Source organism: Enorma massiliensis phI, from assembly GCF_000311845.1.
Classification (GTDB): Bacteria; Actinomycetota; Coriobacteriia; order Coriobacteriales; family Coriobacteriaceae; genus Enorma; species Enorma massiliensis.
In genome coordinates, this window is sequence record NZ_HE978574.1 from 903,490 (window position 1) to 915,899 (window position 12,410).

Consider the following 12,410-nt stretch of genomic DNA (forward strand, 5'->3'; position numbering starts at 1 on the left):
TCATGGGATTCGACGTCTCGATCCTGGGCTTTGGGGATAACGTCGTCGACCGCTATGAGCACCTGGGCATCATGTACCCCGGCGGCAACGCCGCGAACGTCGCGGTGTACGCGCGGCGTCTCGGGGCGGCGCGCTCCGCGTACATGGGCATCTTCGGCACGGACGAAGCTGCCGAGCACGTGATCGGGAGCCTTGTCGATGAAGGTGTGGAGCTCGTGCGCTGCCGGCAGGAGCTTGGCGAGAACGGCGCGTCGAGCGTGACGGTGGAGGCGGGCGAGCGCGTGTTCCTCGGTTCGAACCAAGGCGGGATCCGCGGGAGGTCGCGTTATGTGCTCGATCGCTTTGCCCTCGAATACGTGCGAGGTTTCGATGTGCTGCATACCGGCAGCTATTGCTTCACAGAGCGCGAACTGCCGGTGGTGCGCGCAGCAGGCGTGCCGGTGAGCTTCGACTTCTCGGAGGACTCCGTCGATGCGTATGTGGAGGACGTGGCGCCGTTCGTGGACTTCGCCTTCTACTCCGCAGAAGACGAGGCGAGCGACGAGATGGTGGGCGAGCGCCTTCGCTGGCTCTGCAGCCTGGGACCTGGCATCGCTGTGGTGACACGGGGCGAACGTGGATCGGTCGCGTTCGATGGCGACCGCTTCTTCGAGCAGCCCATCAAGCCTGCCACGACGGTGCGCGACACGATGGGTGCCGGCGATTCGTTCATCGCGTCGTTTCTGCTAGGATATCTCGATGCTTGCAAGCGGAGAGAGGCGCGCGACGAGGCCATTGCCCGCGCGCTCGACGGGGCTGCCGCCTTTGCCGCCGAGGTATGCGGTATCGAGGGCGCGTGGGGTCATCCCAAGCGCTTCGCATAGCGCGCGGCACCGTCTCGTTTCTTGCTCGCTTGGAAAACCTGGCAGGAAATGAGGCGCTCATCGAGAAAGCGGTCGAGTAGCGTGCCAACTCCTGCCCGGATTTCAGGGGGCGGCACTCGAGGCGATCGCTCTTCTTCGCGACAACAGATTCGGAACGGAAAGGAAAGGCTCCCATGTCCATCAAGGCCATCGCGCTCGATATCGACGGTACGCTTACCAACGACGAGAAGCGCATCACGCCGCGCACGAAGGAGGCGTTGCTTGCCGCTGCGCGGGCGGGCATCACGCTCATCCTGGCTTCGGGGCGCCCTGCACACGGCTTGCGCGCACTTGCTCATGAGCTCGAGCTCGACCGGTACCACGGGATGCTCGTGGCCTACAACGGATCGCAGGTACGCGATGCGACCTCGGGCGAGCTCCTGTTCAATCAGGCGATTCCTGTGGAGGAGGCGCGCGCGGTGCTCGAGCACCTGCGGGGCTTCGACGTCATTCCCATGCTCGTCGATGCCGATCGCCTCTATATCGAGGATGCCTATCGCTGCACCATCTACCACAAGGGCGCGCCGAAGAACATCGTCAAATACGAGCGCGATGCCTGCGACCTGCGCATCCACGAGGTGCATTCGCTTCTCGACTGGTGCATCACGCCGCAGAACAAGATTCTCACGGCGGGCACGGATACGTACTTGTCCGAGCATCACGAGGCGATGGCCGCCCCGTTCGTCGATAAGCTGAGTTGCATGTTCACCGCTGATTTCTACTTCGAGTTCACGGCTCAGGGCATCGATAAGGCGCGTGCCCTCTCCGTGGCGCTGCCCGAGCGCGGCATCGACCCGTCCGAGCTCGTGGCGTTCGGTGACGGCCAGAACGATATTCCCATGCTGCGGCTTGCGGGCGTGGGCGTTGCGATGGCGAATGCAACCGACGAGGTGAAGAGCGCGGCGGATATGGTCACGCTTTCGAACAACGAGGACGGCATCGCCGCCGCCCTCGAGGAGCTGGTGCGCTGAGGGGCTGGTCGAAGCGGCGCGCGAGGCGTCTCTTGGCTGTGCGCGGCTTCAGCTCGCGAAGTCGAGCAGGCGCGTGCTGCGGTCGGCGATCTGGGCGCCGAGCGTTGCGGCATTGACCCTGCGAATCTGCGCGAGCTGCTCGAGGGTCGAGGCGAGCGAGCGCTCGATGGCGTCCAGCCGGTAAGGATTTCCCAGCTGGGGCGGTGCGTCCGTTTCGAGCAGCAGGCGATCGCCGGGCAGGATGCGCGCGTACTCCCGGCCGCGCTTCGTGGCGAGCATATGCTCGTTTATTGAGAAGAGGCAGCCCAGGCGAACCGCGCGCCAAAGCTCGTCGCTGGTGCCACTGAACCAGTGCAGGACGCAGGTGGCGCTCCGGGCGGCGCCAGTGTGCTCGAGGATGTCGAGCACGCGGCTCGCGGACCTGATGGCATGAATGGATATGACGCGCCTGGGAAGCGGGTGTTCGGAGACCGTGCGCATGGTTCGCTCAAAGGCGGCCGCCTGCGCCTCGATGCTCTCCGCTCCGCGCTTGCCGGCATCGAGCCCCACTTCGCCTATGTAGCGCGCCCGCGCCGCCAGCTCCTCCAGCAGCCCAACGTCGGCGTCGCCGCAGGTGCCGTCTGCGAGCCACCAGGGATGGAGGCCTGACCCCACGCGGACGTTCGGGTAGCACGAGAAGCGTTCGTGTGCAGCCACGGCATCATGCGGGGTGACGGTCGTGCAGAAAAACCCGATGCCCTCCGCATGGGCCGCGCGGGCGATTTCGACTCCGTTGGTCATGAGGTCGAGATGGCAGTGCATGTCGACAAAGCGCATCATGCTCCGCCGCCCATGTTTTCACGTCCGCAGCCCGCCGCGCTCGCCCTGAGGGTATCCTCCACGCCTGCGATTCGGCGCAGGACAAAGCCGGCGAGCATCTGCCCCATGATGGGTGGCAGGTAGGAGGTCGTACCGAGAGGCGGTCGGCCGCCGTCGCGCTCGGTACGTGCTGGGAGTTTGGGCGCGACGATGGGTGCTTCGGGGGAGTACAGCACGTCGAGGTGACGGATGCCGCGCTTGCGGCAGCCCTTGCGGATGACGCGCGCGAGGGCATCGCCGCTCGTCTCGTAGATGTCTGCGAAGCGGAGCCGCTCGGGGTAGAGTTTCATTGCGCCTCCCATGCTGCTCACGATGGGGATTTCCGCACGTTCGGCATAAGTGGCAAGCTCGAGTTTCGTTGAGATGGTATCGATGGCGTCGATGAGGTAATCGATGTGCCCGCCCGCCTCCGTGCGCACGTCCTCGATGAGCGCGGCGACGTCGCCGGGCAGCACGAAGGACCCGCGTGTGATGACGCGGATGTCCGGATTGATGCGCTGGATGAGCAAGTGCGCCGCGTCGACTTTGCGCATGCCGATCGTTTCCGACCAAGCGAGCGCCTGCCGGTTAATGTTGCTCGGCGCGACCTCGTCGCCGTCGACGACGATAATCGTTCCTACAGCGCCGCGCGCGAGCGCCTCGATGCAGTTCGAGCCCACGCCGCCCGCGCCCACGACCATGACGGTCGCGGCCCGCTGACGCGCGAGTCCCGCGGTGCCCCAGAGGGCTTCGAGCCGAGATGTAGCCGTTTCTTCGTTCATGCGTACATTGTAGCAGGGCGCGCCCGCCGCCTGTTGCGCTGCGCGGCTACGGCCCGCCGTCCTGCGCGGCGCGGTCCGTCGTCCTGCTCGGCCGCGGCTCGCTGATGGTTTCGGAATGGAGAGCGCCCTTAGCCATTCCCGCGGCGATGCAGGTTTGAGACGATACCGAAGATACACCGATAAGATGCTTTGGATAGCAGGGAGTTTTTATATGGCAGAGTTCATCTACCAGATGTACCAGGCGCGCAAAGCGCATGGCGACAAGGTCATTCTCGACGACGTGACCCTCTCGTTCTACCCGGGCGCGAAGATCGGCGTTGTGGGACCCAACGGCATGGGCAAGTCGACCCTGCTCAAGATCATGGCAGGTAAGGAGGAGGTGTCCAACGGCGATGCCCGCCTCACGCCCGGCTACACTGTAGGGCTCCTGGAGCAGGAGCCGCCGCTCGACGACGATAAGACCGTTATCGAGAATGTGCGCATGGCCTTCGGCGACCTGCTCGCCAAGGTAGACCGCTTCAACAAGATCGGCGAGGAGATGGCCGAGCCCGATGCGGACTTCGACGCCCTCATGGCCGAGATGGGCAAGCTCCAGGACGAGATCGATGCGGCCGATGGCTGGGACATCGATTCCAAGCTCGGTCAGGCGATGGACGCCCTCCAGCTGCCCGATTCCGACATGCCGGTGAAGGTGCTCTCCGGCGGCGAGCGCCGTCGCGTGGCCCTTTGCAAGCTCCTGCTCGAGGCGCCCGACCTGCTGCTCTTGGACGAGCCCACGAACCATCTGGACGCCGAGTCCGTGCTCTGGCTCGAGCATTTCCTCAAGAACTACCAGGGCGCCGTGCTCGCCGTCACGCACGACCGCTACTTCCTCGATAACGTGGCCGAGTGGATTTGCGAGGTCGACCGCGGGCACCTCTATCCCTATAAGGGCAACTACTCCACCTATCTCGAGACCAAGGCGGCGCGCATCGCCGCGCAGGGCCAGCGCGACGCCAAGCTCGCTAAGCGCATGGCGTCTGAGCTCGAGTGGGTGCGCTCGAGCCCCAAGGCGCGCCAGGCCAAGAACAAGGCGCGTCTTGCCCGCTATGAGGAGATGGAGGCCGAGGCCCGCGCAAGCCAGAAGCTCGACTGGACGGACATCCGCATTCCCGTGGGGCCGCGCTTGGGCGCGAAGGTGCTCGAGGTCGAGCACCTGCACAAGGAGTTCGACGGCCGCGTGCTCATCGACGACCTCTCCTTTAGCCTGCCGCGCAACGGCATCGTGGGCGTGATCGGCCCCAACGGCGTGGGCAAGTCGACGCTCTTCAAGATGATTATCGGGGAAGAGAAGCCCACGTCTGGTGCGATCGAGCTGGGCGAGACCGTCAAGATCTCGTATGTTGACCAGGGGCGTGCGGGCATCGATGCAGACAAGACGCTCTGGGAAGTCGTTTCGGGCGGCACCGACAAGATGATCGTCGGCGAGACCGAGGTGCCGAGCCGCGCGTACGTGGCGAGCTTTGGCTTCAAGGGGCAAGATCAGCAGAAGCGCGCCGGCGTGCTTTCCGGCGGCGAGCGCAACCGCCTGAACCTGGCGCTCACCTTGAAGCAGGGCGGTAATCTGCTGCTGCTCGACGAGCCCACGAACGACCTCGACGTGGAAACGCTCTCGTCACTCGAGGCGGCGCTGCTCGAATTCCCCGGCTGCTCCGTGGTCATTAGCCACGACCGCATGTTCCTTGACCGTGTGGCTACGCATATCTTGGCATGGGAGGGTTCGGACGAGAACCCGGGCAACTGGTATTGGTTCGAGGGGAACTTCGCCGCGTACCAGGAAAACCGTGTGGCGCGCCTGGGCGAGGACGCCGCCAAGCCGCATCGCATCCATCGCAAGCTCACCCGCGATTAACGGGCGAGATCCGGACAGCAGGCCCGTTGTCGGGCGAGATCCGGACAGTGAGCTCGTTATCGGGCGACATTTGGACAAAATGGGGGGCCTCAATGTCCGAATGTCGCCCGACATTCATTTGAGCGTCCAAAAAGCGCCCGGCAACGAGCGGGTGGGCACTCGATGGTGCGCGCGGCAACTGTCGTGCTCGCGGCAACGCATCGCGCACGTGGCAACGCGTTGTGCGATTGGCAACACGCCGCGCCGGCGGGCCGATTACCTATCGATCTCGACAGCGTCGATAGCCCACGCGAGGTTGCTCACCGCGCGCTTCTTCAGGCGTACCGTTGCCGCATGGCGCTCACCATCGTGTAGGTAGTAAAGGGGGAACGATGCCCCGCCGCGGCTCAGGTCGGCGGTGCCGCGCAGGCAGGCGATGTAGAAGTACTCGCCGGCAATGCCGAGCGCATCGGCTCCATAGGGCAGCAGGGCGGCGAGTTCGGCCATGATTGAAGCGGGGCAGTACACCTCTGCGGCGAAGTCTTGAGGATACATGCTGAGGTCGACGGGGCGTGGCCCGGCGGTCGCGGCATTGGAATCCGCCGCTTTAGCCTCGGGCTCGTCGGCTGCGGCCTCGCTTGCTCCCGGCTTGCCGCCTGACGGGGCCTCCGCCGCGGTCTCGGCGGTTGACGCGTCGTTTGTGACCGGAGTCGATTCCAGCGTGGTCACGCCGGCATCGGCGCGGTCCGGGTCGAAGGTGACCGTGAGCGAGAAGGCCGGTTCAGGGGCGCGCACCGTTGCCTCGGGCGCCTCGCCGCTTGTGGCTCCCGCGGTCTCTTGCACGGCGTTGTTCGTTGTCTCGGCACGCTCTTGCTGAACGTTGCTTGCGGGTTCAGGTGACCCTATCCCCGCATCGTCTGCCGTGGCAGATGGGTTCTCTTCGGAATCGGTTGCCGCCCCAGACGGTTCCAGCCCATCGCCTTTCGCGGACATTGACGGTCCTCGTTGCTCGGCACCATCGGTTTCGCTTGCCGCGTGCTTGGTAGGCTCCTCGGCGTCATGCGAGGCTGCTTCGCCTGAAGCATCTGCAGCGGCTTCGCGGGTTGCGGGCACGTCGGCCTCGGCGCTCCCCTCTGGGGCCACGAGGGCTTCTGGAGCGCGCGCGGGGGCTTCCTGCGAGGTTGCAGGAGTTTCCGACAAAGCCACAGGGGTTTCCTGCTCGGCGCTCGCGGATTCGGCGGTTTCCACATTGGCGGGCTCATCGGCCGTCTCGCGCGGAACGATGCGCGGCCGAACCGGCTTGAGGCCGCGTGCGCCCTTCTTGCGCTTCCAGGGCTTTCCCGCGGATTTGCCGCCGGCGGGTTTGGGGGAGTCGTCGGCGGATTCGAGCGCTTCGTCCCATTCCGGCTGGGCAACAAGCGTTGCGTAGACGCGGCCTCCCTTGAAGACAGTGAGCGTCACTATATCGCCCAGCGCCTCCATGAGGGCGCGCGCGTCGGCAAACCCCATGTCCTCGGCGGCGAGCCCGTCGGCGGCGAGTGCTTCTTCGATTTGCGTGATAAACGTTTGCCGTCCGGTTCCGATGGCGGCCTTCAGCATGCGATACAGGTACATGCGATTGCCTTGGCTAAGCTGCGGTTGTTGCTGCGATGACATGGGCGCCTCTTTCGTAGTATGTTCCCCTAGCATCTTAGCATCGGCGCTCGCCTTGGACACTCGGGCTCGCCGGGCACCTCTCGCCTCGGACGTTCAGGCACTCGGGCGCCTATTTTCGACGATGCAACAGGCACCGTGACGGATTCGGACGCTCGGGCTCGTGCGGGCACCTATTGCCTCGGACGCTCAGGCGATCGGAGGCTCGCGGCGCCTATCGAGATGCGGCGGCGCCGGTCGTCGTCCCCGCCGCGGGCGTCTGTCCCGTGGCTCCGCTGCTCGTGCCGCCTCCGGTGCCGCCCGACGTGCCGGATTGCGAACCGCCGGTGCCGCCCGACGTGCCGTCGCCGCTTCCGGAGCTATCCGTACCGTCTTCCGGTGTTGCGTCCGATCCGCTTCCTTGCGTTCCATCTCCGGAGCCGCCGGTGGCAGGGTCGCTCGCGCTCGGAGTCGATGGCGAATCGGCCGAGGTGCCGTCGCTTGCCGTGCCCGGATTGGATTCTGATCCCGTTGCAGCTTGTGACTCTTCATCAGAGGAAGTGCCGTTCTCCAAGGTGTCTACGGTGGCATCGGCGGAGGTGTCAAGCTCTTCGGTTGCAGGGGTGAAGATGGGCGTGGTTCTCGTGCCCAGGCCCTCGCCAGCGGTGAGGACGAGTATCACCGCGGTGCAGGCGACGAGCGCCACTACGGCCGAGATGATCGAGAACGCGACAACCTTGCGCTGGGTAGCCGAGCGCTCAGCCACGGCGCGTGCTTGGAGCCGCTTCGGTGCAATTCTCGTTCCCGAGCCCGCGCTCGCTGCGGCACCGTTCCGCGCGCCCTGTGAGGCGTAGGCGGTTGGAGTGCCTCCGGCTTCCCGCGCGTAGCCGCTCGCGCTTCCATACGATGTCCAGGTGGTGGCCTGCCCGCTGGAGATATCGATCGGGTCGGGCGCTATCGGTTGGGTGACGCCTTGGTCGCCCGCATGGTATGAGGAGCCCGACCGCTTTCCCCGCGCCGAGTGCCGGTCGTCGCCGATTGCGGGCGCGACGACGTTCTTCTTGAGCTTCTCGGCGCTTGCCGTGAGAAAGCGACGGTATAGCTGGGATGAGACCACCGTCACGACGGAGCTTACTGCGGCGCCGATTACCGAGCCAGCGATGCCGATCCTCGATGCGAGCACCACCGAGGTGGCGGCTGCGGCCGCTCCCGCGATGATTTGGGCAATCGAGAGGTCGTCGAACAGACGCTCCTTATGCTTGGAAAACGATTGCGTGTTGCCAATAGATGCCTCGGTTGCGGCCTGGTCGTCGCTCTCGCGCCTGACCACGCGCGTCCGCTGCCGATCGGTGAACTCCTCATATGCATCGGGTGCCATGGTGCCTCCCGTTTGAATGTCTATAGAGCGCGATGCCGCCCCTCGGCCCGCGCGTGTTCGTTATACATCTCTCCTACCCGGCGTGCACGGCATTGTCCGCTCCATGTGGAAGTCAACAGAAAGACAGCGAACAGATGAAGGGGTTGTGAAGGGGGGCAGGCGCATGTCGCGAGCATGCATATTCAGGCGGTGCGCGCGGGGGTCGGCGCACGGGGGAGCGGTGCGCGCAGGGCCGGGTGCGCACGGGAGACCGCGGGGCGTTGATGCTCACTGGGGATGGGAAGCGGGCGCACGCAGGGAGAATCCGCGCGGTATCGGTGGTGGGGGATGCTACGCTTCGTCAAGCGGCGGCATGGGTGTCCAATCGCGATCGCGATAGATGCGTCGTGCCGCGCGCATACCGCGCACAAGCTGCGCAATGCCCGTCTTGAAGGTACGGTCGACTACGGCCAGGCGGATGAGCTCCTTCGAAAAGGTCGCGAACGTTCCCACGCCATAGAGCACGCGATGATAGTCGCCATGCTCGCGCAGATAGCGCGCTAGGAACCCGCGATTGCGCATGATGTAGAAGCGGTTGGTGTCGCTCGTGCTGTTGAGCTGCCGCTTTCCCGCGATATCCCAGTTTGAGACCACGCGGCTGCGCTTGAGGATAAGGTCGGCAACCACCACGCATTCGGTCACCTTCGATGCAAGGTAGCCGTAGCAGGCGTCGTCGCCGTAGATGAAGAAGCGGGCATCGGGAAAACCGATCTTTCGCACCACATCGCGCGAGAAGAGGCCTCCTTCGAAGCAAAGCGAGTTCATGCGCTTGTAGCCCTCCGGCCCAAGGTCTGCGGGAGCCAGCGGGTTGGGGATGCCAAGGCGCAGAAGCTGCTGGTACTGCCAATAGAAAGGACCGTCGTCGTAATCGAGACGCGATCCCTGCACCACCTGGTAGCGCGCTCCCCAGCGGGCGAGGCGGTCGATGGCCTCGGGCATGACCTCCACGTCGTCGTCCATGACCCAGAACCACTGGGCACCGAGCTTCCAAGCGTGCTGCACGCCAGCTGAGAATCCGCCCGCGCCACCGGTGTTCTCATATTGAGGCACGCAGATCATGCGGTCCGTCCCACCGAGCGCATCGGCATCTGCGGCGCCCCAGAGCTCGGCGAAGCGCTTGTTCGCGCTGTGCACGAGCGCTTCGGTTGCAGGGGATGCCTCGTTGTCGATGACGATGATGCGCCACGGCGCCTGCGTGAGGGTGGCGAAAGAATCGAAGAGGCGAGAGAGAAGCTCTTGCCGCTTATACGTGACCACGACGATGGCCAAGCGGTCGAGATGTTCCTGAGCGCCGCCGGCGGGCGCATTCGATGTGTTGGCTGCTGCGCTCACCCGCGCCGCCCCTTTCCTCGTGCCGGAGCATGGTTCCCGGTCCATCCCGGGCCTCCCCATTATACGCGAGAGCGCTTTTCCGGGCCTCCGGCCCCGCATCCCCCGCCAAATTCCGCGAAACGTGCGCTCGTCAGTGTGACGCCTCGCTGCGGGCGCACCGACGCGGTATCATGGGGCCGTGCTTAGCTATATGAAGAAGGAGGGGTTTGTGGGTATCTCGCCAGCCGATGCAGCCGCGGCAGGGGACAGGGCGTCCGGGAACGCTGCCGCGCCCGTGGCCTCGTTGCTCATGCCTATCTACAACGTCGAGCGCTATCTCGAGGAGAGCATCGCCTCGGCGCGCGCGCAGACGCTTCGAGACATCGAGATCATCTGCATCGACGACGGCTCGACCGACGGTTCGCCCCAGATCATTGCTCGCGCGGCTGCCGAAGACGAGCGCATCCGGGTCATCACCAAGGCTAATTCAGGTTACGGGGATTCTATGAACCGAGGGCTCGATGCTGCGCGCGGTGCCTACATCGCCATCCTGGAGCCGGACGACATCATGTATCCCCGTGCGCTCGAGATGCTCGTTGCAGCCGCCGAGAATGCGGACGCCATGATTGCCAAGGGCAATTTCGACCTGTACTGGTCGACTCCGCAGGAGCGCCGTGAGTTCTTCGAGGTCGCGCGTGCGGAGCGCTGCGGTGTTCCGGTGCGCCCCCGCGAGGATCCGTTTATCTTCGGGCAAAAGCCCTCCATCTGGTCGGCCGTCTACCGGCGTGCGTTCCTTGCCGAGAACGGCATTCGCTTCCTGCCCACGCCAGGTGCGGCGTTCCAGGACACGTCGTTCTCGTTCAAGGCGTATGCCTGCGCGGAACGCGTGGTGTACGTGCACGATCCCGTGCTCGCATACCGGCAAGATAACGAAGGCTCTTCGGTCAACGCGTCCAACAAGGTGTATTGCGTGTGCGAGGAGTATGCCGAGATCGAGCGTTGGTTGAGCGCGGAAGCGCCCGCTCGCTTTGGGGCAGACGCGGCCGCGCGCCTTCTGCGTAGTGCGCTTGTTGCAAAATACGATTCCTATATGTGGAGCTACGTGCGCTTGGCCCCGCAATTCCATGTTGAGTTTCTGGAGCGTATGGCGGCCGAGTACCGTCGGGCGCTCGACGCGGGGGAGGTCGCCCTCGACGACATGAAGCCGTGGAAGCGGGCAAACCTTAAGGGGATCTTGCGCGATCCCGAGGCGTGGGAGCGAGCGAATGCCTCGTATGCCACAGCGGGGCCGGCTGGCCGCGCACTCCATTATCTCAAGCTCGGCGGGCCGGGGCTTCTGCTTGCGTATGCCAGGAACAGGTTGGGCCATGAGTAGGCCTGCGGAAGGGCGCGCTCCAGCGGTATCGCTCGTCATGCCCGTGTACAACGCGTCGTCCACGGTGGGGGAGAGCGTCGAGTCGGTGCTTTCTCAGACCATGGGCGACCTTGAGCTTATCTGCGTGGACGACGGCTCGACGGACGGCTCGCGAGCGGTGCTTGAGGGCATTGCTGGTCGCGATGCCCGCGTTCGCGTGATCGCGCAGGAGAACGCCGGTCCTTCCGCCGCGCGCAACACGGGGCTCGATGCGGCGCGGGGGCGCATCATCTGCACGATCGATGCCGACGATGCACTTGTGCCGGAGCACTGCGCCCGCTTGGTCGAGGTTTTTGAGCGCACCGGCGCCGAGGTCGTGGTGTTCGGCGCGGTGTGCGAGCCGGAGGACGCGGCGTCGGAGCGTATCCGTGAGCTTTTGAGCCCCAGGGCAGCGAGCTATGCATCTTTCGCGCCCGAGCTGCTGTTTTCCGCGCATGCCCAACCCTACGCGTGGCGGGCGGCGTGGACGCGATCGCTGGAAGAGCGCGAGCTCGTGCGGTTCCCTGAGGGCGTTCGCCTTGGCGAGGACGCCGCGTTTCTCTTCACGCTTTATCCGGTGGCGCACGGTATCGAGCTGATTCCCGACAAGCTATACCGCTACCGCATGGTGGGCGGATCGCTCACACACGCGCTGGACGACCCGTCGGCTCTTGCACGGAAGGTTGCCCAGCACCTGGGCGCGTTCGAGGCGATTTTTGCGGAATGGTCGCGTCGCGGGCTCGAGTCGCTCTGCCCCGCGCAGATGGTGACGTGGTGTTTGGATATGACCGCCTTCGACCTCGTGCGCTTGCCTGCGAAGGAGGGGGCCGCCGCCGTCGCGCGTCTTGCGCAGACTTTGGCGGATGTTTATGGGGAAGCTTGGGCGGAGCTCCCCCGGCAGCAGGCCGTACGGCGTACGGCGCAGCAGGTTGCCGACGCTGCCGCCGCGGGCACGGGCCTCACGCTGGGTAAAATCGACATCGTGCGCTTTTTTCTCGCCACCCGTGGCCTGCGCGCGTGCGTACAGCGGGTGCTGCGGTAGAGCGGGGTGCCAAACTGCCGATCGCATCATTGCGCATGTTCGTTCCACTTTTGGGAACTTCTTTTCCGGTGTCATGGGGTAACGCCTACAAAAACATGGAAACCGTGCAGGATATCGCTGGGCGTAAGGCTGTTATCTTATGCCGTGCGCAAAAGATATTCCCAAAAGTGGAACGAACGCGCGCGGACGGCGCCCTTCCTGTCCCCGACCCGCTGCAACAACCAATGCGGGTTAGAATACTGAGCAAAGAATG

10 protein-coding genes are annotated in these 12,410 nt (G+C 64.9%); 5 read left to right on the plus strand and 5 right to left on the minus strand.

Features of this window, described 5'->3' with window-relative positions:
• The first annotated feature begins 2 nt into the window (after positions 1 to 2).
• A complete protein-coding gene (locus HGEM_RS03735) occupies positions 3 to 863 on the plus strand; it encodes a PfkB family carbohydrate kinase (protein ID WP_019128071.1) in 861 nt (286 codons plus the stop codon).
• A gap of 173 nt (positions 864 to 1,036) precedes the next feature.
• Positions 1,037 to 1,873 (plus strand): Cof-type HAD-IIB family hydrolase, encoded by an 837-nt coding sequence (locus HGEM_RS03740; protein ID WP_019128072.1) that lies wholly within the window; start codon positions 1,037 to 1,039, stop codon positions 1,871 to 1,873.
• A 48-nt stretch (positions 1,874 to 1,921) separates the two neighbouring features.
• On the opposite strand, the gene HGEM_RS03745 is transcribed toward HGEM_RS03740, so the two are convergent.
• Positions 1,922 to 2,692 (minus strand): TatD family hydrolase, encoded by a 771-nt coding sequence (locus HGEM_RS03745; protein WP_019128073.1) that lies wholly within the window; start codon positions 2,690 to 2,692, stop codon positions 1,922 to 1,924.
• Positions 2,689 to 3,492 (minus strand): tRNA threonylcarbamoyladenosine dehydratase, encoded by an 804-nt coding sequence (locus HGEM_RS03750; RefSeq protein ID WP_019128074.1) that lies wholly within the window; start codon positions 3,490 to 3,492, stop codon positions 2,689 to 2,691. The genes HGEM_RS03745 and HGEM_RS03750 overlap by 4 nt, the downstream gene beginning before the upstream one ends.
• A 211-nt stretch (positions 3,493 to 3,703) precedes the next feature.
• Here HGEM_RS03750 and ettA point away from each other — a divergent pair, with 211 nt between their 5' ends.
• The gene (ettA, locus tag HGEM_RS03755) at positions 3,704 to 5,383 is read left to right on the plus strand and encodes an energy-dependent translational throttle protein EttA (protein WP_019128075.1); all 1,680 of its coding nucleotides are present in this window, start codon (positions 3,704 to 3,706) and stop codon (positions 5,381 to 5,383) included.
• A gap of 255 nt (positions 5,384 to 5,638) precedes the next feature.
• On the opposite strand, the gene HGEM_RS03760 is transcribed toward ettA, so the two are convergent.
• The 3 genes from HGEM_RS03760 to HGEM_RS03770 form a co-directional block, all read right to left on the minus strand.
• Entirely contained in the window at positions 5,639 to 7,018 is a 1,380-nt protein-coding gene (locus tag HGEM_RS03760; protein ID WP_154646799.1) for a hypothetical protein, read from the minus strand.
• 211 nt (positions 7,019 to 7,229) lie between these two features.
• Positions 7,230 to 8,372 (minus strand): hypothetical protein, encoded by a 1,143-nt coding sequence (locus tag HGEM_RS10330; RefSeq protein WP_019128076.1) that lies wholly within the window; start codon positions 8,370 to 8,372, stop codon positions 7,230 to 7,232.
• Between the two features lie 330 nt (positions 8,373 to 8,702).
• Positions 8,703 to 9,788 carry a glycosyltransferase gene (locus tag HGEM_RS03770; RefSeq protein WP_081580791.1) on the minus strand — a complete coding sequence of 362 codons (1,086 nt, stop codon included), beginning with the start codon at positions 9,786 to 9,788 and terminating at the stop codon, positions 8,703 to 8,705.
• Between the two features lie 163 nt (positions 9,789 to 9,951).
• Between HGEM_RS03770 and HGEM_RS09685 the strand changes: the two genes are divergently transcribed.
• Positions 9,952 to 11,097 carry a glycosyltransferase family 2 protein gene (locus tag HGEM_RS09685; RefSeq protein ID WP_019128078.1) on the plus strand — a complete coding sequence of 382 codons (1,146 nt, stop codon included), beginning with the start codon at positions 9,952 to 9,954 and terminating at the stop codon, positions 11,095 to 11,097.
• The gene (locus tag HGEM_RS09690) at positions 11,090 to 12,157 is read left to right on the plus strand and encodes a glycosyltransferase family 2 protein (protein ID WP_195891233.1); all 1,068 of its coding nucleotides are present in this window, start codon (positions 11,090 to 11,092) and stop codon (positions 12,155 to 12,157) included. The genes HGEM_RS09685 and HGEM_RS09690 overlap by 8 nt, the downstream gene beginning before the upstream one ends.
• The last annotated feature ends 253 nt before the right edge of the window (positions 12,158 to 12,410 follow it).